The organism is Rhodococcus sp. T7 (assembly GCF_009872365.1).
Taxonomy (GTDB): Bacteria; Actinomycetota; Actinomycetes; order Mycobacteriales; family Mycobacteriaceae; genus Rhodococcus_F.
In genome coordinates this window covers 43,647-62,502 of the sequence record NZ_WXYH01000154.1, presented here as the reverse complement: position 1 = coordinate 62,502, position 18,856 = coordinate 43,647, and the positions used below count along the sequence as shown (strand labels likewise).

At 68.7% G+C, this 18,856-nt stretch carries 20 protein-coding genes; 5 read left to right on the top strand and 15 right to left on the bottom strand.

Going from position 1 to position 18,856, the window contains the following annotated elements; translation table 11 throughout:
• Window positions 1–17 precede the first annotated feature (17 nt).
• The 4 genes from MLGJGCBP_RS17030 to pafA are packed head-to-tail and all read right to left on the bottom strand — an operon-like array spanning window position 18 to window position 4,454.
• Window positions 18–1,082, bottom strand: coding sequence for a 2-dehydropantoate 2-reductase (locus MLGJGCBP_RS17030; RefSeq protein WP_160097083.1), 1,065 nt, complete (start codon window positions 1,080–1,082; stop codon window positions 18–20).
• A complete protein-coding gene (locus tag MLGJGCBP_RS17025; RefSeq protein ID WP_160097081.1) occupies window positions 1,079–2,059 on the bottom strand; it encodes a helix-turn-helix transcriptional regulator in 981 nt (326 codons plus the stop codon). Before MLGJGCBP_RS17025 ends, MLGJGCBP_RS17030 begins: the two co-directional genes overlap by 4 nt.
• Entirely contained in the window at window positions 2,056–3,048 is a 993-nt protein-coding gene (locus MLGJGCBP_RS17020; protein WP_201453096.1) for a helix-turn-helix transcriptional regulator, read from the bottom strand. The genes MLGJGCBP_RS17025 and MLGJGCBP_RS17020 overlap by 4 nt, the downstream gene beginning before the upstream one ends.
• A 47-nt stretch (window positions 3,049–3,095) precedes the next feature.
• Window positions 3,096–4,454 (bottom strand): Pup--protein ligase, encoded by a 1,359-nt coding sequence (pafA, locus tag MLGJGCBP_RS17015; RefSeq protein ID WP_201453095.1) that lies wholly within the window; start codon window positions 4,452–4,454, stop codon window positions 3,096–3,098.
• 76 nt (window positions 4,455–4,530) lie between these two features.
• Between pafA and MLGJGCBP_RS17010 the strand changes: the two genes are divergently transcribed.
• The gene (locus tag MLGJGCBP_RS17010; protein WP_160097079.1) at window positions 4,531–5,994 is read left to right on the top strand and encodes a phosphatase PAP2 family protein; all 1,464 of its coding nucleotides are present in this window, start codon (window positions 4,531–4,533) and stop codon (window positions 5,992–5,994) included.
• Here MLGJGCBP_RS17010 and prcA read toward each other — a convergent pair.
• The 5 genes from prcA to MLGJGCBP_RS16985 form a co-directional block, all read right to left on the bottom strand.
• Window positions 5,985–6,764, bottom strand: a complete 780-nt coding sequence (gene prcA, locus MLGJGCBP_RS17005; protein ID WP_087556978.1) for a proteasome subunit alpha — start codon at window positions 6,762–6,764, stop codon at window positions 5,985–5,987. The genes MLGJGCBP_RS17010 and prcA overlap by 10 nt on opposite strands.
• Complete coding sequence (prcB, locus tag MLGJGCBP_RS17000; protein ID WP_087556979.1) at window positions 6,761–7,645, bottom strand: proteasome subunit beta; 885 nt, start codon at window positions 7,643–7,645, stop codon at window positions 6,761–6,763. The genes prcA and prcB overlap by 4 nt, the downstream gene beginning before the upstream one ends.
• Complete coding sequence (locus MLGJGCBP_RS16995; protein WP_005242990.1) at window positions 7,642–7,836, bottom strand: ubiquitin-like protein Pup; 195 nt, start codon at window positions 7,834–7,836, stop codon at window positions 7,642–7,644. Before MLGJGCBP_RS16995 ends, prcB begins: the two co-directional genes overlap by 4 nt.
• Before the next feature lie 169 nt (window positions 7,837–8,005).
• Window positions 8,006–9,505, bottom strand: coding sequence for a depupylase/deamidase Dop (dop, locus tag MLGJGCBP_RS16990; RefSeq protein WP_087556980.1), 1,500 nt, complete (start codon window positions 9,503–9,505; stop codon window positions 8,006–8,008).
• 74 nt (window positions 9,506–9,579) lie between these two features.
• A complete protein-coding gene (locus MLGJGCBP_RS16985) occupies window positions 9,580–9,957 on the bottom strand; it encodes a nitroreductase family deazaflavin-dependent oxidoreductase (protein WP_160097077.1) in 378 nt (125 codons plus the stop codon).
• An 82-nt stretch (window positions 9,958–10,039) separates the two neighbouring features.
• Here MLGJGCBP_RS16985 and MLGJGCBP_RS16980 point away from each other — a divergent pair, with 82 nt between their 5' ends.
• Complete coding sequence (locus MLGJGCBP_RS16980; RefSeq protein WP_160097075.1) at window positions 10,040–10,588, top strand: NUDIX domain-containing protein; 549 nt, start codon at window positions 10,040–10,042, stop codon at window positions 10,586–10,588.
• Window positions 10,589–10,651: 63 nt separating this feature from the next.
• On the opposite strand, the gene arc is transcribed toward MLGJGCBP_RS16980, so the two are convergent.
• Window positions 10,652–12,427 carry a proteasome ATPase gene (gene arc / locus MLGJGCBP_RS16975; RefSeq protein ID WP_087556983.1) on the bottom strand — a complete coding sequence of 592 codons (1,776 nt, stop codon included), beginning with the start codon at window positions 12,425–12,427 and terminating at the stop codon, window positions 10,652–10,654.
• Between the two features lie 183 nt (window positions 12,428–12,610).
• Between arc and MLGJGCBP_RS16970 the strand changes: the two genes are divergently transcribed.
• Entirely contained in the window at window positions 12,611–13,114 is a 504-nt protein-coding gene (locus MLGJGCBP_RS16970; RefSeq protein ID WP_160097073.1) for a hypothetical protein, read from the top strand.
• Between the two features lie 49 nt (window positions 13,115–13,163).
• On the opposite strand, the gene MLGJGCBP_RS16965 is transcribed toward MLGJGCBP_RS16970, so the two are convergent.
• Window positions 13,164–14,018 carry a tRNA (adenine-N1)-methyltransferase gene (locus MLGJGCBP_RS16965; RefSeq protein WP_087556985.1) on the bottom strand — a complete coding sequence of 285 codons (855 nt, stop codon included), beginning with the start codon at window positions 14,016–14,018 and terminating at the stop codon, window positions 13,164–13,166.
• A 95-nt stretch (window positions 14,019–14,113) separates the two neighbouring features.
• Between MLGJGCBP_RS16965 and MLGJGCBP_RS16960 the strand changes: the two genes are divergently transcribed.
• Both MLGJGCBP_RS16960 and MLGJGCBP_RS16955 read left to right on the top strand, forming a co-directional pair.
• The gene (locus MLGJGCBP_RS16960; RefSeq protein ID WP_087556986.1) at window positions 14,114–15,019 is read left to right on the top strand and encodes a RecB family exonuclease; all 906 of its coding nucleotides are present in this window, start codon (window positions 14,114–14,116) and stop codon (window positions 15,017–15,019) included.
• Window positions 15,016–15,852 (top strand): thioesterase family protein, encoded by an 837-nt coding sequence (locus tag MLGJGCBP_RS16955; protein WP_160097071.1) that lies wholly within the window; start codon window positions 15,016–15,018, stop codon window positions 15,850–15,852. Before MLGJGCBP_RS16960 ends, MLGJGCBP_RS16955 begins: the two co-directional genes overlap by 4 nt.
• A 37-nt stretch (window positions 15,853–15,889) precedes the next feature.
• Here MLGJGCBP_RS16955 and hisG read toward each other — a convergent pair whose 3' ends face one another.
• From hisG to trhO, 4 genes are read right to left on the bottom strand one after another with little or no spacing between them, the layout of a single operon-like run.
• A complete protein-coding gene (gene hisG / locus MLGJGCBP_RS16950) occupies window positions 15,890–16,741 on the bottom strand; it encodes an ATP phosphoribosyltransferase (RefSeq protein ID WP_160097069.1) in 852 nt (283 codons plus the stop codon).
• A 47-nt stretch (window positions 16,742–16,788) separates the two neighbouring features.
• A complete protein-coding gene (locus MLGJGCBP_RS16945) occupies window positions 16,789–17,070 on the bottom strand; it encodes a phosphoribosyl-ATP diphosphatase (protein WP_009473527.1) in 282 nt (93 codons plus the stop codon).
• Window positions 17,071–17,095: 25 nt separating this feature from the next.
• Window positions 17,096–17,989 (bottom strand): pseudouridine synthase, encoded by an 894-nt coding sequence (locus MLGJGCBP_RS16940; protein ID WP_160097067.1) that lies wholly within the window; start codon window positions 17,987–17,989, stop codon window positions 17,096–17,098.
• 1 nt (window position 17,990) lies between these two features.
• The gene (gene trhO / locus MLGJGCBP_RS16935) at window positions 17,991–18,848 is read right to left on the bottom strand and encodes an oxygen-dependent tRNA uridine(34) hydroxylase TrhO (RefSeq protein WP_160097065.1); all 858 of its coding nucleotides are present in this window, start codon (window positions 18,846–18,848) and stop codon (window positions 17,991–17,993) included.
• Window positions 18,849–18,856: the final 8 nt, after the last annotated feature.

Genomic DNA, 18,856 nt, shown 5'->3' with positions numbered 1-18,856 from the left:
AGCCCGGTCGAAACCGGCTAGCTGCGCTGCCGTTTCCCTGCAGGTTTCCCGGGTCCCCGCTGTGAGCGCAGATCGGCGAGCAGAGCATCTCCCGACCACTGCCGGTTCCCGCCAGCCTCGGCCTCGCGGATCAGTGCGACGAGCCTCGCGTTCACCGGCGCGGCCGTCCCCGATGCTTCGGCCAGCCGCACGATCTCCCCGCTGATCCAGTCCACTTCGGTGCGCCTGCCCGCCTCGAGGTCGTCCCACATCGATGATCGCGCGTGCGGGTCGATGGCCAGCATCCGGCTGCCCGCCACCCGGAACACCCCGTCCGGGACGGTCAGCAATCGGGGAATCCACTGCGGCGGCAGCGGTGTGAGCTGGGCGACAGCGATACCGCGGGCGGTCAGGAGTGCGAGGGCCTCGCGCTGTGCCAGCGCGAGGGCGCGGCGGAACGGCCGCCGCGACAACTCCTCGCGGAGGGGCAGTCCGGACAGGGCGTTGACCGGATTGTTCAGGTTGAGCAGCAGCTTCGCCCACTGCACCGAACGGAAATCGTCGTGGGGGTGCAGCGGCAGTCCGGCGTCGGCGAACACCGACGCGAAAGCGGGCACCGCCGGATGCTGCTCGATCTCGAGGTCGCCCTCGGAACCCTGGTGAAAGTGCCCGTGGCCGCGGTGCACCACGTTGAACGGCACCATCGCCGCGAGAACGACCTGACCCGGAAGTGCGGCGCGCAGGGTGTCCGCGTTGCCCAGCCCGTTCTGGGCGCTGACCACGACGGTTCCGGGGCCGATCGCCGACGCGAGTGTGGCACCCGCCTCCGGTGTCCCCGCCGACTTCACCGAGACGACCACGAGATCGGCGGTGGCCACCGACTCGGCCCCGGTGTCGAAGGCGATGTCGGAGGCACCGACGCGGATGTCCGATCCGTGCAGGTCCGTCAACCGCAACCCGTGGTCGCGGATCTCGGCCCCGACCCGCTCCCGGCCGATCAGGGTCACCTCGGCGCCGGCCGCGGCGAGCCGGCCCCCGAGATAGCAGCCGATGCTGCCCGCGCCGAACACGCTGATCCGCCGCGGACGCGGGTCGCCGCTCATGCCTCGACGGCCTCGTACGCGGACAGCGCCTCCACGGCCCGGCGGCGCACCTCGTCGACCAGTTCGGGCGGTTCGAGCACCCTGATTCCGGAACCGAACCCGAGCACGAGTCGGGCCATCCACTCCAGCGCCCCGTAACTCATGGTCGCCTCGACCGACCCGTCGGCGGCGACCGTCGCGACGTCCATCGGGTAGTAGTCGAGCACCCACACGCAGTCGGCGCCGATGTGCAACCGTGCCTGCGGAAGGGACACGTCCCCACTGAACAACTCCAGGTTGGAGTCCCGCACGAGTGCCTGCGCCGGCGGGGTGGACGGCTCGTCCAGCTCGGTGGCGGCGTCGATCCGGTCGAGCCGGAACAGCCGGACCCCCTCGGCCTGCCGGCACCACGCCTGCAGGTAACTGTGATTGTCGACCAGCACGATCCGCACCGGGTCCACGGTGCGCTCGGTGACCCGGTCCCGGGACGCCGAGTAGTACGTCAGGTCGAGGGCGCGGCGACGATGGAGCGCGGATCGCACGACGGCGGCGATGGGATCCTCCGCCACATCCTCCACCGCGTCCCGCTCGGACACCGGTGTCACCGCCGCGCGGGCCGCCGCCGTGCCCGCGGCGTCCTCGATCTTGGCGATCGCACTGTGCGCCGCGGACGGGTCGACCATGCCCGGCATCTCGACCAGCGAACGCAGGGCAATCAGCAGGGCGGTCGCCTCGGTGGACGTCAACCGGAGTGGACGGTCGATGCCCGCCGAGAACGTCACCTCGATGCTCTCCTCGGAGAACGACAGGTCGATGAGGTCGCCGGGACCGTAGCCGGGCAGTCCGCACACCCAGAGCTGGTTGAGGTCGGACATCAGCTGGGTGGTGGTGACGCCCAGTTCGGCGGCGGCCTCGGCGGCACTCATCCCGGGGTTCGCGATGAAATACGGCACCAGGTTGAGGAGCCGGGACAGCCGCGACGACAGCCTGTTGCTCACGACGTTCCCCCTTCCCCTGTGGCGTCCTTCAGCTTGGTCAGCACATCGTGTCGTAATTCGGGCGGATCGAGGACCAGCGCGTCCGCCCCATGCCCCGCGACCAGCCGCGCGATCCAGTCCCGGGAGTGGACGGGGATCTGGAGCACGCTGCCGCTGCGCTCGTTCACCCGCTTCTCCCCCGCCGTGGTCGCCAGTCGGCGCAGTTCCTGGGCTCGGCCCTCGGCCACCCACACGGTGGCGGTGCCGGTGACCTCTCCCGAACCGGTGACTCGGTCGACGATGTCCCGGAGGTCGACGCCCGCGGGTTTGTGGACTACCCCTAACGGTCCGAACTCCCTCACGTCGTCGCCGATCCGCGACAGCCGGAACGTGCGGACGGCGCCCCGGTCGACGTCGTGACCGACGAGATACCACCGGCCGTGGGCGGTGACGACACCCCACGGTTCCACGGTGCGCTCGGTGTACGGCTCGTTGAGAGCACCGCGGTGCGGGAAATGCACGGCCCGGCCGGCGTCGACCGCCGCCAGCAGCTTGCCGAGCGCGGGTTCGGAGCCCCGGGTGCGGGCGGGCACCGCGGTGATCGGGGTGGCCGCCGAATCCGGATCCACCTGTACACCCGCCGCACGCAGCTTGAGCAGCGCCCCCTGCGCCGCGGACGTCAACTCCGGCGACTCCCACAACTGGACGGCCACCGCGACCGCCGCCGACTCCTCCTGGTTGAGGTCGATGTCGGGGAGCTCGTACGCATTGCGGTTGATCCGGTAGCCCTCGACCGTCGAGAACCGCGACGCCTGCCCGGTCTCGAGCGGAACACCGAGATCCCGTAACTCGTTCTTGTCGCGCTCGAACATGCGGCTGAACGCCTCGTCGCTGGCGGAGTCGGCGTACCCGGCAACGCTCTCGCGAATCTTCTCGGCGGTGAGGAACTGTCTGGTGGACAGCAAACAGATCACCAGGTTCATCAAGCGCTCGATCTTGGAAGTCGGCACGCCCGGAAGCCTAGTGGGTGAGCCCGTTACGGACTCCCCGAGCGCCGCTACATCGAGGCAATCAGCCGCTCCACCCGCTCGTCGACCGACCGGAACGGGTCCTTGCACAGCACGGTCCGCTGCGCCTGGTCGTTGAGCTTGAGATGCACCCAGTCGACCGTGAAGTCGCGTCCGGCCTCCTGCGCGGCGGTGATGAACTCGCCGCGCAGCTTCGCCCGGGTGGTCTGCGGCGGCGTGTCCACCGCAGCCTCGATCGTCTCGTCCTCGGTGATCCGCTTCACCAGACCCTTGCGCTGCAGCACGTCGAACACGCCGCGCCCGCGTTTGATGTCGTGGTACGCCAGGTCGAGTTGCGCGATCTTCGGGTCGGCCAGTTCGAAGCCGTGCCGGTCCTGGTAGCGCTGGAACAGCTTGCGCTTGATCACCCAGTCGATCTCCGTGTCGACCTTCGCGAAGTCCTGCGTCTCGACGGCGTCCAGCATGCGGCCCCACAGTTCGACCACCTGCGTGACCTGCGGATCGGGGTCGCGGTTCTGCAGGTGTTCGACGGCGCGGGCGTGGTACTCCCGCTGGATGTCGAGGGCGCTGGCCTGCCTGCCGCCTGCCAGCCGCACGGGACGGCGTCCGGTGACGTCGTGACTGACCTCGCGGATGGCGCGGATCGGGTTGTCGAGCGCGAAGTCGCGGAACGACACCCCGGCCTCGATCATCTCGAGCACGAGCGCCGCCGTGCCCACCTTCAGCATCGTGGTGGACTCGGACATGTTCGAGTCGCCGACGATCACGTGCAAGCGACGGTACTTCTCCGCGTCGGCGTGCGGCTCGTCACGGGTGTTGATGATGGGCCGCGACCGGGTGGTCGCCGAGGACACGCCCTCCCAGATGTGCTCGGCGCGCTGCGACAGGCAGAACGTGGCCGCCTTCGGGGTCTGCAGCACCTTGCCCGCACCGCAGATCAGCTGCCGCGTCACCAGGAACGGGAGCAGCACGTCCGAGATCCGCGAGAATTCGCCGGCCCGGGCCACGAGGAAGTTCTCGTGACAGCCGTACGAATTGCCCGCCGAGTCCGTGTTGTTCTTGAACAGGTAGATGTCGCCGCCGATGCCTTCCTCGGCGAGCCGCTGCTCGGCGTCGATCAGCAACTCCTCGAGAACGCGCTCCCCCGCCCGGTCGTGGTTGACCAACTGGATGAGGTTGTCGCACTCGGCTGTCGCATATTCGGGGTGCGAGCCGACGTCCAGATACAGGCGGGCACCGTTCCGGAGGAACACGTTGGAGCTCCGGCCCCACGACACCACCCGCCGGAACAGGTAGCGCGCAACCTCGTCCGGGCTCAGTCGCCTGTGACCATGGAAGGTGCAGGTCACACCGAACTCTGTCTCAATTCCCATGATTCGTCGCTGCACACCTCGACAGTACAACGCCGATCACCCGGCGGAGCGGGAAAACCGTGCGGCGACACTCCGCGCCTACGCTGAGACGGTGAACCGACACCTGCACCGCATCCACAGGGCCGACGAGATCGTGTTCGGCCGCAGCGCCGATCTGCGCCCCTCCGAGGTCGACCGCGCGATGCGCTTCCTCAGTCACGCCGCCGACAAGGGGGTCCTGTGGTGGTGTGTGGCGGCGCTGCTGGGACTGGCCGGCGGGCGCGCCCGGCGCGGCGCCGTGCGCGGCCTGCTGTCCCTCGCGATGGCGAGCGGTCTGGCCAACGGCATCCTCAAACCGTTGTTCCCGCGGCGCCGGCCGCCCGCCCGCGCGTGGACGAACGTGCTGCGCGGGGTGCCGATCCCCCGGTCCTCGTCCTTCCCTTCGGGACATTCGGCGTCGGCGGCAGCGTTCACCACGGGCGTCGCTCTGGAATCGCCCGCGGCCGGCGCCGTACTGGCTCCCCTCGCCGCCGCGGTCGCGTACTCCCGGGTGCACAACGGCGTCCACTGGCCGTCGGACGTCGTAACCGGGCTGGTGCTCGGCGGAGCCGTCGCTTCGGGAACCCGCCGCTGGTGGGCGGTGCGCACCGAGGACCCGGCGGAACTGGGTCGCACCGTCGACGCGCCGGCCCTGCCGAGCGGTGAGGACCTGCTCGTGGTGGTGAACCCGGAGTCCGGGCCGGACAGCGTGGATCCCAGCGAGGACATCGCGACCGCTCTCCCGAAGGCGCACGTGCGCGCCCTCGACACCGATCAGGATTTCGCCGCGCAACTCGACGCCTGGGTGGCCGACACGAATCCGCGTGCCCTCGGAGTGTGCGGTGGGGACGGGACCGTGGTCGCCGTGGCGTCCGCGGCCGCACGTCATTCTCTGCCGCTGGCGGTGTTCCCCGGCGGAACCCTCAACCACTTCGCGCGGGACGCCGGCGTCGCCGACATCTCGGACACGGCGAACGCCGTCGAGTCCGGACATGCGGTTCTCGTCGACCAGGCCGTCGTCCACACCGACGTCGCGGATCCCGCCCCGTTCCTCAACACCGCCAGTCTCGGCGGCTATCCCGACGCGGTCCGGCTGCGGGAGAAGTGGCAGCCCCGGTACGGGAAGTGGCCCGCGGCCGCTGCTGCGATGATCCGGATTCTCTCCGCGGCAACACCGCTCGCCATCACCATCGACGGCCGCCCCGTGAAGGTCTGGATGCTGTTCGTGGGGAACGGTCGGTATTCCCCCGCCGATCAGGTTCCGATGTCCCGTCCCGCGATCACCGGCGGACTGCTCGACGTCCGGTATGTGCGAGCCGACCGGCGAGCGTCCCGGCCGCGGCTGTTGTTCGCCGCCGCGACCGGAACGCTCGGAAGCAGCCGGGTGTACGTGCGATCCCTCGTGCCCCGGCTCACCGTGCGGGTGAATGGCGCGCCGGTGGCGCTGGCCACCGACGGTGAGGTGGTGGCCGACGCGCGGCGGTTCGAGTTCCGGACGGAACCCGGAGCGATCGCCGTATACCGACCTCAGTCCTGAGTGTCGGCCGGCTTCGTCTCGGTGTCCGGTTTCGGCTCCGGAGCGGACTCCGAGGCGGCCGCCGGCGCCGCGGGAACGAGTTGTTCGAGCGCGGGCCCGGCGATCCGCCGGAATGCACGGCGAGGACGGGACTGATCGAGCACGGCCACCTCGAGGCTGGCCACGTCGACATTCCGCTTCTCGCCCTCCCCGGCGCCACCTTGACGCAGGGCGTTGACCGCGATGCCGACCGCCGCCTCGAGGTCGAGGTCGGCACGGTACGACTCGCGCATAGCGGTCGCGATCGGCTCGGTCGTGCCACCCATCACCACGAAATGCTGTTCGTCGACGATGGATCCGTCGTACGTGATGCGGTACAGCTGGGGAGCCTTCGGGCTGCCCACCCGCCCGACCTCGGCGACGCAGATCTCCACCTCGTACGGCTTGGGCTGCTCGGTGAAAATCGTGCCCAGGGTCTGCGCGTACGCGTTGGCGAGCGATCGGCCCGTCACGTCACGGCGGTCGTAGGAGTAGCCGCGCATATCTGCGTGGACGATCCCGGCGCGCCGCAGGTTCTCGAACTCGTTGTACTTGCCGACGGCCGCGAAGCCGAGCCGGTCGTACAGTTCGCTGACCTTGTGGAGGGCGGTCGAGGGATTCTCCGCGACGAACAGCACGCCGTCGCGGAACGTGAGCACCACGACGCTGCGTCCCCGGGCAATTCCCTTGCGCGCCAGTTCCGAGCGGTCCCGCATGATCTGCTCGGCGGAGGCGTAATACGGCATGGTCATCGCGCAGACCCCCCTTGTTCGGTGCGCTCGGCGACGATGCGCCGAGCCAACTCGGACGTCGTCTCCTCCGACACGTGCACGGCACCGGCCTGGGTGATCGTGACCGCGGTCGGGTAGATGCCGCGGGTCAGGTCGGGCCCACCGGTGGCCGAGTCGTCGTCGGCCGCGTCGTACAACGATTCGATGGCCGCCCGCAGGGCGGTCTCCTCGTCGCTGTCCGGCGAGTAGATCTTCTTCAGCGCCGACTTCGCGAACAACGATCCCGAACCGACCGCGTGGTATCCGGCGCGTTCCTCGTACCGGCCACCGACGACGTCGTACGAGACGATGCGGCCCGCCCGTGCCTCGTCGTCCGCGTCGAGGTCGTAGCCGACCAGCAGCGGGACGACCGCGAGACCCTGCATCGCCGCCCCGAGGTTGCCCCGCACCATCGACGCAAGCCGGTTGGCCTTGCCGTCGAAGGTCAGCGGAACGCCCTCGATCTTCTCGTAGTGCTCGAGTTCGACGGCGAACAGGCGCACCAGTTCGATGGCGATGCCCGCGGTGCCGGCGATACCGGCCGCCGAAAACTCGTCGGTGACGTACACCTTCTCGACGTCCCGACTGGCGATCAGGTTGCCCTGGGTCGCGCGCCGGTCGCCTGCGAGCAGGACGCCACCCTTGTAGGTGAGCGCCACGATCGTCGTTCCGTGCGGTGCGAGATCACCGCTCTCCATCCCGTCACCACCCCGTGTCGAGTGCGAACGATGGCCGATCCGATTCTCCGGCAGCAATTCTGGTGCGTGACCACGCAGATACTCGGTGAACGAGCTCAGATTCGAACCGAAACTGAGCCTCGTGTCACCGTCGCCTGTCCGCAATGCCGGTCGATCCGCCGTCACTGGCCGCCCTTCTGGACATAGGCCCGGACGAAGTCCTCGGCGTTCTCCTCGAGCACGTCGTCGATCTCGTCGAGAAGGTCGTCGGTGTCCTCGGCCAGCTTTTCGCGACGTTCCTGACCAGCGGCACCGTCACCGCCCGGGGTGTCGTCCTCGTCGCCGCCGCCAGTTCGTTTGGTCTGCTCTTGTGCCATCGCCGCCGACCTCCTTGTGTGAAGGGAGCTCTTCTTCCGAGCGTCCTGTCCTGCCAAGCAGTCTGACTACATCATCCGCTCGGACCTTCACCCTACCGAGCGTCGCCGCCCCACGTGTGCCGACGCGACGGTGAGTTCGGGGCAGATCTGTCCGCGAACGGCGGAGATGTCAGTTCGTGAGCTCGTCGACGAGCTCTTTCGCGGTCTCCACCGACTCCAGCAGCCTCCCCACGTGCGCCTTGCTGCCCCGCAGCGGCTCCAGGGTGGGAATGCGGACCAGGGAGTCTCCACCGAGATCGAAGATCACCGAATCCCAGCTCGCAGCCGCAATGTCGGCGCCGAACTTGCGCAGGCACTCGCCGCGGAAGTAGGCGCGGGTGTCGGTCGGCGGGGTGTCGACGGCGTCGAGCACCGCCTGCTCCGACACCAGGCGTTCCATCGACCCGCGGGCGACGAGCCGGTTGTAGAGCCCCTTGTCGAGGCGCACGTCCGAGTACTGCAGGTCGACGAGATGCAGTCGCGGCGCGGACCAGTTGAGGCCCTCCCGGTTCCGAAAACCCTCGAGCAGGCGCAGCTTGGCAGGCCAGTCCAGCAGGTGGGCGCATTCCATCGGGTCCCGCTCGAGGAGGTCGAGCACCATCGCCCACTTCTCGAGCAGGTCGGCCACGCGGGGGTCGTCGTTGCCCTCGGCGGACATGAACTTGTCGACCCGGTCCAGGTAGATCCGCTGCAACGCAAGCCCGGTCAGTTCCCGGCCGTCGGCCAGCGCGACCGTGGCGCGCAGCGTCGGGTCGTGGCTGATGTGGTGCACGGCGGTGACCGGCCGGGCCAGCTGCAGGTCGGTGAGGTCGACACCGGCCTCGATGAGATCGAGGACCAGCGCCGTCGTCCCGACCTTCAGGTACGTCGACATCTCGGCGAGGTTCGCGTCGCCGATGATGACGTGCAGGCGCCGGTACTTGTCCGCGTCCGCGTGCGGTTCGTCGCGGGTGTTGATGATGCCGCGCTTGAGTGTGGTCTCGAGCCCGACCTCCACCTCGATGTAGTCGGCCCGCTGGGACAGCTGGAAGCCGGCCTCGTCACCGGACTGGCCGATGCCCACCCTGCCCGACCCGCAGATCACCTGACGGGACGCGAAGAACGGCGTCAGCCCGTTGATCACCGCGGAGAACGGCGTGGCCCGGGACATCAGGTAGTTCTCGTGGGTGCCGTACGACGCGCCCTTGCCGTCCACGTTGTTCTTGTACAGCTGGAGTCGCGGGGCGCCGGGCACGCTCGACGCGTGCCGGGCGGCCGCCTCCATCACGCGTTCACCGGCCTTGTCCCAGATGACGGCGTCCAGCGGGTCGGTGACCTCCGGGGCCGAGTACTCGGGATGCGCGTGGTCGACGTACAGCCGGGCGCCGTTGGTGAGGATCATGTTGGCCGCGCCGACCTCGTCCGCGTCGATCACCGGCGCCGGGCCGCTGAGCCGGCCCAGGTCGAATCCGCGGGCGTCCCGCAGCGGGGATTCCACCTCGTAATCCCATCGGGTGCGCTTGGCGCGCGGCACTCCCGCTGCCGCCGCATAGGCCAGCACCGCCTGGGTGGACGTCAAGATCGGATTGGCCGAAGGCTCGCTGGGTGAGGAGATTCCGTACTCGACTTCGACACCGATGATCCGCTGCATGCTGCCGAGCCTATGCGATCACCCACGTCACCCGGCGGCACACTCCTGCCGCGCGAGCCGTCGGTGTCCCGCGACTAGCCCGGCGAGCACTCCAGGTACTGGTCCGCCGAGATCGCCTCGAGCACGGTCCGGACCCCGGGCGGCGCCCAGGAGTGGGTGCCGTCGGTGCCGATTCGAGGGTCCGTCAGGTGCACCGTCCGGCGGCGCGTCACGATGGTGCATCCGCCCGCCGCCACCACGTTTCGCACCCAGTCGCTGTGCGCCCCGTACGTGAGGGCGAACCGGTAGCGGCCGTCCACGACGAACACGTTGACGGGTGTGCGGTACGTCTTGCCCGACGTACGGCCGCGGTGCTCGGCGATGGCGAAACCGGGCAGGAATGTCGCGACGTGGCGGCTCACCCGGTTGGTGACGACCCGGTTGAATAGGGCGATCGAACGCGGCAACGCCATGAACTCTCACCCCTTCGGCACCGGCACGAGCAACCGACCTCGACAGTACCGACGTTCGCCGGGGTGCTGGCAGGATCGACTCATGGATTCCGCACCGAACACCCCACCCGGCACGGACGAAGTGGTGGCGGTGTTCGACAGTTCCGGGCGGCCGGTGGGGTCCGCCGCGCGCTCCCGCGTCTACGCCGAGGGACTGTGGCACGCGAGCGCCGGGGTCCTCGTCCGATCCGGCGACGAACAGCGCCTCTACGTGCACCGACGGTCGGACACGAAGACGGTGTTCGCCGGACACCACGACTGCCTGGCAGGCGGGGTGGTCGATCCCGGGGAGACCCCGGAGGAGGCCGCAGCGCGGGAACTGGCGGAGGAACTGAGCATCACCGGGGTCGGCCTCAGCCCCATCGCGAGGGTGGCGTGGGACGGCGAGTGGCAGGGCCTGCGGCTGCGCTGCCACCTGTACGCCTACGAGACGCACTGGGACGGGCCCGTCGTCCACCAGGCAAGCGAGATCGCTTCGGGCTGGTGGTGGACACCCCACGAACTGGTGACGCATCTGCGCGACCCGCAGTGGCCGTTCGTCCCGGACACGAGGGCACTCCTCGAGGACTACCTCGTCGCACGGGACCGCTGACACGACGACCCGCGCGGCGGGAACCGCATCCGGGTTCCCGCCGCGCGGGTCGTGCCGATCGGCCTACAGGTACTGGCCGGTGTTGGACTCGGTGTCGATGGCGCGGCTCGCGCTCGCGTTCTTGCCGGTGACCAACGTGCGGATGTAGACGATCCGCTCACCCTTCTTGCCCGAGATCCGGGCCCAGTCGTCGGGGTTGGTGGTGTTCGGCAGGTCCTCGTTCTCCGAGAACTCGTCGACGATGGAGTCGAACAGGTGCTGGACGCGCAGGCCCGGGGCACCGGTGTCGAGCACCGACTTGATCGCGTACTTCTTGGCGCGGTCGACGATGTTCTGGATCATCGCCCCCGAGTTGAAGTCCTTGAAGTACAGGACCTCCTTGTCGCCGTTGGCGTACGTGACCTCGAGGAAGCGGTTCTCCTCGCTCTCGGCGTACATGCGGTCGACGACCCGTTCGATCATCACCCGGATGCAGGCCGTGCGGTCGCCACCGAACTCCGCGATGTCGTCGGCGTGCACCGGCAGCGTCTCGACGAGGTACTTCGAGAAGATGTCCTGCGCCGACTCGGCGTCGGGGCGTTCGATCTTGATCTTCACGTCGAGGCGGCCGGGACGCAGGATCGCGGGGTCGATCATGTCCTCGCGGTTGGATGCGCCGATCACGATGACGTTCTCGAGTCCCTCGACACCGTCGATCTCACTGAGCAGCTGCGGCACGACGGTGGTTTCGACGTCGGAGGAGACACCCGATCCGCGGGTGCGGAAGATCGAATCCATCTCGTCGAAGAACACGATCACCGGGGTGCCCTCGGACGCCTTCTCCCGGGCCCGCTGGAAGATCAGCCGGATGTGCCGCTCGGTCTCGCCGACGAACTTGTTCAGCAGCTCGGGGCCCTTGATGTTGAGGAAGTAGGACTTGGCTTCCTTGCTGTCCTGCCCCCGGGCCTCGGCGATCTTCTTCGCGAGCGAGTTGGCGACCGCCTTCGCGATGAGCGTCTTGCCGCACCCGGGAGGACCGTAGAGGAGAACACCCTTCGGCGGGCGGAGCTCGTATTCGTGGAACAGGTCCTTGTGGAGGAACGGCAACTCGACGGCGTCGCGGATCTGCTCGATCTGCCGGCCGAGGCCGCCGATGTCGTCGTAGTGGACGTCGGGGACCTCTTCGAGGACGAGATCCTCGACCTCGGCCTTGGGGATCCGCTCGAACGCGTACCCGGCCTTCGTATCGACGAGGAGGGAGTCGCCCGGCCGCAGTTTGCGGGTGGGCGATTCGGCGTCGTACGCGACCGACTCCCTCTCGCTGTCCGCGTACACGGTGGCGAGGGGTTCGGCCAGCCAAACGATCCGTTCCTCGTCGGCGTGGCCGACCACGAGGGCGCGATGACCGTCGTCGAGGACCTCGCGCAGCGTGCTGATCTCACCGACGCGCTCGAAAGTGCCCGCTTCCACGATCGTGAGGGCCTCGTTGAGGCGCACGGTCTGGCCGAGCTTGAGGGTCTCGGCGTCGACGTTAGGGGAGCAGGTCAACCGCATCTTGCGTCCGGAGGTGAACACGTCCACGGTCTGGTCGTCGTGCACTCCGAGCAGCACGCCGTATCCGCTCGGCGGCTGGCCGAGGCGATCGACTTCCTCTCGAAGCGCAATGAGCTGCTGACGGGCCTCCTTGAGGGTGTCCATCAGCTTGGTGTTCCGGATGGACAGCGAGTCCACTCGCGATTCCATCTCACGCAGCTGTTCCGGCGACTCCGCGAGCTGCCTGCGCAGTGCCGACGCCTCTGCGCGCAACGCCTCGAGCTCTCGTGCGGCCGCAACCGAATCGGGGTTCTCTGTCGAGCTCATGTGCGTCTCCTCCCAATGAGATCTATCAACGCTACCGGCACTGCCCGAATTCTGCGCCGTGACACGGATTCTGCCGATTGCGAATCGGCATACGCGACACCCAGGGCCACCGAAACTCTCATGTTAGCCTTACCTACCTGTCGAGCAGTTTCCTCTCTATTCTGTGTAACGAAAGGGTTCGTCGTGATAATCCGCAAGTCCCTGAACGGCACATCCTTCACCGGTAGGTCCGTGATTGCCGTGGGCGCGGTGGTTCTCGCGCTCGGGATATCGGCGTGCTCGTCCGACGACGGTTCCGACACCGCCGCGGCGACGTCCGCGGCGGCATCGTCCCAGGTAGAGGCGGCCGCCGCCGCCCCCACGTCGGAGGAACTGCTCGGTACGCTCCAGCTGCTCGTGGACCCGGCGCGGCCGGTAGACGACAAGACGGCAGTGGTCGTCGACGGCGACGAACGCCGCCCGAATCTCGAGGCGATGACCGCCGCCATGGCCAACTACCCGGTCTCCTTCACGGTCACGGACGTGCAGGTGGAAGGCGATACGGCGACGGCGAACGTCGCGATCGTGAGCCCGCACGGCACAGCCGCTCCGACGGCGTGGACGTGGGAGAACGTCGACGGCGTGTGGAAGGTGTCGGACGAGAGCACGTGCACCCTCCTCGGCATGGCACGCGCGAGCTGCAGCTGACTCTTCGTCCTTCGGCGGCGCCCGCTCCGGGCGCCGCCGAAGGCGTGTCTCAGCCCTTACCCGACCGGCGCTGCGGCTTGGGTGTGACGGTTCCCTCGGCGAGACGCCGGGCGCTCACCAGGAACGCGGTGTGGCCCTGCATCCGGTGTTCCGGCCGCACGGCGAGCCCGACGACGTGCCAGCCCCGGACGATCGACTCCCACGACCGCGGCTCGGTCCAGCACTCCTGCTCGCGCATCGCCTCGACGACCTTGGAGAGCTGCGTCACAGTCGCGACGTAGACCACGAGCACACCGCCTGGCACCAGCGCCTTGGACACCGCGGGCAGCGCGTCCCAGGGGGCCAGCATGTCGAGGACCACCCGGTCGACCTGGCCGCCCGCCGCGTCGGCGTCGAACTCGGCGACGTCGGCGATGGTCAGGTCCCAGTTCGCGGGGCGTTCCCCGAAGAACGTCTCGACGTTCCGCACCGCGTGTTCGGCGTGGTCGTCGCGCACCTCGTACGAGATGACCCGGCCTTCCGGCCCGACCGCGCGCAGCAGGGAGCACGTCAGTGCGCCCGAGCCGGCGCCGGCTTCGAGAACGCGGGCGCCGGGGAAGACGTCGCCCTCGTGGACGATCTGCGCGGCGTCCTTCGGGTAGATGACCTGCGCCCCGCGCGGCATCGACAGGACGTAGTCGACGAGCAGCGGACGCAACGCGAGGTACGGGGTGCCGTTGGTCGACTTGACCACGCTGCCCTCGTCGGTGCCGATCAGGTCGTCGTGCAGGATTCCGCCGCGGTGCGTGTGGAAGTCCTTGCCCGCCTCCAGGTTGACCGTGTAATGCCGACCCTTGCTGTCGGTCAACTGGACGCGATCGCCCACCCGAAACGGTCCACTCGGTCGCGTTTCGCGTCCCACCATCGTCACCGACTCCTCAGCCTGTTCGTCCGGCGCCGTCCGGCGCCCGCCCCGCAGCCCCGACACGACTGTCGGACCGGGGGCCTACCCTGCCAGGTGTGAGCATCTCAGAGTCGCCAGCCCCCGTCACAAAGGGTTCCCCGTCACAGCCCGGCGACACTTCGGTCACCCGCAGGCGCCCCGCCCTGTCACCGTCCCGGGCCGGCGACTTCAAGCAGTGCCCGCTCCTCTACCGCTTCCGCGCCGTCGACCGGCTCCCCGAGGCGCCGTCGCGCGCGCAGGTGAAGGGAACGGTGGTGCACGCCGCCCTGGAATCCCTGTTCGGGCTGCCCGCCGCCGAACGGGTCCCGCAGAAGGCGGTCGAGCTGATCCTCCCGTCCTGGGAGCGCCTCCTGGCCGACGCGCCCGACCTGATCGACCTGGTCCCCGAGGACCAGCGCGAGTCGTTCCTCGACGAGGCACGGTCGCTCGTCACCGCCTACTACCAGCTGGAGGACCCCACCCGGTTCGAGGCCGAATCGTGCGAACAGCGCGTCGAGACCGAACTCGCCGACGGGGTGCTGCTCCGCGGATTCGTCGACCGCATCGACGTCGCCCCCACCGGTGAGGTGCGGGTGGTCGACTACAAGACCGGTCGCGCACCCCGCGAGATGTCGGAGTCCAAGGCGCTGTTCCAGATGAAGTTCTACGCGCTGGTCCTGCTGCGCACCCGCGGCATCGTCCCCGCGCAGCTGCGGCTGCTGTACCTCGCGTCCGGGACGGTCCTCACCTACGCGCCCGACGAGGACGAATTGCTGCGGTTCGAGCGCACGCTGTCGGCGATCTGGAAGGCCATCCTGGCGGCGGGCGTCACCGGCGATTTCCGACCCAAGCCGAGCCGGCTCTGCGACTGGTGTGATCATAAGTCCCTGTGCCCCTCGTTCGGAGGAACGCCGCCTCCCTACCCGGGATGGCCGGAGGGGCCCGCTGAAGACGCACCAGGTTTCGAGGAGATTGTCGAATGAGTTCCGAGTCCTACTACGTACCACTCGGTTCGGAAGCACTGGGTGCGCCGGAAGTGGACTCGGACCAGAAGGTCACGGTCGAGCGATTCGACAGCACGGACCTGACGATCAGCGTGTGGGCCGAGACGATGCAGCACGGCGCTCCCCCGTCCGCGCTGCTCGTGCGGGCACTCGAACGGTGCGCCCCTCGTGACGACGCGCGCATCACGCGGGTCGTGGTCGAGATCCTCGGCCCGATCCCGATCGCCGAACTCGAGGTCCGGTCCTGGGTGCAGCGGCCGGGCCGCCGGGTGGAACTGGTGGTCGCCGAACTGTGGACCGTCGGCGACCGGCCGCGTGCCGTGGCGCGGGGCTCGGCGTGGCGGATGGAGACCGTCGACACCGGCGACGCCGTCCACGTCGTCGACCCGCCACTCGAACCGCGGTCCACCGGCCGGGAGGGCAAGTTCAGCGAGGGCTGGAATTCGGGCTATCTGACGACCCTCGACTGGCGGTGGATCGCCGAGATGGGGTGCGAGGGTCCCGGCAAGCTGTGGGCGAGGCCGCGGCCCGCGCTGGTCCTCGGCGAGACCATGACGCCGCTCGAGCGGCTCTTCTCCATCGCGGACGTCGCCAACGGTGTGGGATCGAAACTGGACCCGGCGGACTGGACGTTCCTCAACACCGACCTCACCGTGCACATCTTCCGGGTCCCCGAGGGCGAGTGGGTCGGCGTCGGTTCCGAAACGTCCATCGGCCCCGACGGCGTGGGAATGTGCGCGGGCGTGCTGTACGACGAGACCGGCGCGGTCGGCCGGATCGCCCAGACCGTACAGGTCCGCGCCCGCTCCTGATCGGAACGGGCGCGGATCGTCTTGCGGCGGAACGAGATCAGAGTGCGCGGCAGGACCGGATGTTCGACGCGAGGATGGCCTTCGCGCCGAGATCCGCGAGTTCGTCCATCACTCCGTTGTGACCCTTGATCGGCACCATCGCCCGGACCGCGACCCAGTTCTCGTCGGCGAGCGGGGACAGCGTCGGCGACTCCAGTCCGGGGGTGATCTTCAGCGCATCATCGAGGATCGTCTTCGGGCAGTCGTAGTCGAGCATCAGATTCTGCTGCGCGAAGACGATGCCGCGCACCCGCTCGACCAACTGGTTGCGAGCGGAATCGTCGGCGGGCGAACCGGCGCGCTCGATGAGCACACCCTCCGAGTCGCACAGGGTGTCGCCGAACGCGACCAGGTTGTGCTGGCGCAGCGTGCGGCCGGACCCGACGACGTCGGCGATGGCGTCGGCGACCCCGAGCTGGATGGAGATCTCCACGGCGCCGTCGAGGCGGATGACCGACGCCTCGATCCCGCGTGCGGACAGGTCGTCGCGCACCAGGTTGGGGTAGGACGTGGCGATCCGGAGCCCGGCGAGGTCCTCGACCTTCCAGTCCTTGCCCGCGAGGGCGGCGTACCGGAACGTGGAGCGGCCGAAGCCGAGCGACAGCCGCTCGGCGACCGGGGCGCCCGAGTCACGGGCGAGGTCGCGGCCGGTGATGCCCAGATCGAGTTCGCCGGATCCGACGTAGATCGCAATGTCCTTGGGGCGCAGGAAGAAGAACTCGACCTGGTTGGACGGGTCGAGGACGGTCAGGTCGCGGGAGTCGGTGCGACGGCGGTAGCCGGCCTCGGAGAGGATTTCGGCGGCGGACTCGGACAGCGAGCCCTTGTTCGGGACTGCGACGCGCAGCATGGCTGAGGGTTCCTTTCGGGAGCGGGTGGAGGAGTCTCGATCACCGATCACAGATGTCGGTAGACGTCCTCGAGTTTCAGGCCCTTACCCACCATCAGCACCTGCGTCCAGTACAGCAGTTGGGAGATCTCCTCGGCGAGCGCCTCGTCGCTTTCGTGCTCGGCGGCGATCCACACCTCACCCGCCTCTTCGAGGATCTTCTTTCCCTGCGAATGGACGCCGGCGTCGAGGGCGGCAACGGTGCCGGACCCCTCGGGGCGGGTAGCGGCACGCTCGGTCAGCTCGGCGAACAGGGATTCGAAGGTCTTCACGAGGACCCATTGTTTCACGCCGCCGCGGACCTCTCGGAACCGGTCACCAACCGAGTGTGCGGCGACTCTCGAACCGGCGGACCCGGCCCGAACGGGGATCGGTGAACTCGATGGCCCGCGCCAGCAACCGCAACGGCGTCGAGAAGTCGCCGGGCTCGGATCGCCGGAAGTCCGGGTAGTAGTTGTCGCCCTCGATCGGCAGCCCCAGCGACGACATGTGCAGCCGCAGTTGGTGCGTCCGGCCGGTCTTCGGCAGCAGCCGGTAGCGGGCGCGACCATCTCGGGTCTCGATCAGGTCGACGGCGGTTTCGCTGTTCGGTTCGCCCGGTTCCTCCGTCGCCGTCATGATCCCGTGTTCCTTGACGATGCGGCTGCGGATGGTGCGCGGAAACTGCAGCGCGGGATCGTGCCCGGCGACGGCCTCGTATTCCTTGGTGACCTGCTGGGAGACGAACAGTTCCTGATACGGCCTTCGGTCTTCCGGCCGGATCAGGAACACCAGCACACCGGCCGTCATCCGGTCGAGACGGTGCGCCGGCGTGAGATCGGGGAGGTCGAGTGCGCGCCGCAACCGCACGACCGCTGTCTCGGTGATGTGCGCGCCCCGCGGGATGGTCGCCAGGAAATGGGGCTTGTCGATCACCACGAGGTGGTCGTCACGGTGGAGGATGTCGATCTCGAACGGAACCGGGATCTCGGGTGCGGGGTCGCGGTAGAAGTACACGAATCGGGTCGGCGCATAGCGGGTGGCGCGGTCGACGACCCGGCCGTGTTCGTCGACGACTTCCCCACCGTCGATCAGCGACAGCCAGTGCGCCCGCTCCTCCGGGTACGTGTCGACCAGGAATTCGGCGACGGTCTTCGCGCCGAGCCCGGCCGGCATCCGGATGCGATCGGGACCGAGACCGTTGCGGACGGGCAGCGGCGCCCCGGCCACCTCAGCCGGCCCGGTTCTCGGTGCAGCCCGCGCACACGAGCACGAGTTCGCGGCCCCGGTCGTCCGGCAGATTCTCGTACCGGGACGTCGGACCGCCGCAACGGGTGCAGCGTCCCAGGGTCTTGGCCTGATCACTGAACTCGATGGTCATCCGCTTGTCGAAGACGTACAGCGACCCCTCCCACAGACCCGTGTCACCGAACGCCTCCCCGTAGCGGACGATGCCGCCGTCGAGTTGGTAGACCTCGCCGAACCCACGCGAGCGCATCAGCGAGGACAGGACCTCGCACCGCACTCCCCCGGTGCAGTAGGTGACGACGGCCTTGTCCTTGAGATGGTCGTACTTGCCGCTGTCGAGTTCGTGCACGAAGTCGCGGGTGGTGGACACGTCCGGCACAACGGCGTCCCGGAAGCGGCCGATCTCCGCCTCGAAGCCGTTGCGTCCGTCGAAGAAGACGACATCGTCGCCGCGCCCCTCGACCAATCGGTGCACTTCTTCCGGCGCCAGGTGGGTACCGCCGCCGACGACGCCGTCCGCGTCCACCTTCAGCTCGCCCGGCGCACCGAACGTCACGATCTCCGACCGCACCTTCACGCTGAGCCGCGGGAAGTCGTCCCCGAGCCCGTCCGACCATTTGATGTCGGCGTCCTTGAACGGCGCGTAGCCTCGTGTCCCCTTCACGTACCGCTTGACGTCGCGGATGTCGCCGCCGACGGTCGCGTTGATGCCGTGCTCGGAGACGAGGATCCGTCCGGTCAGGTTGTGTGCCTCGGCGAGCGTGTACTGCCACAGCCGGATCGCCTCCGGGTCGGCGAGCGGGGTGAACACGTAGAACAGCACGATTTTCGGGACAGCCACGGGAATCC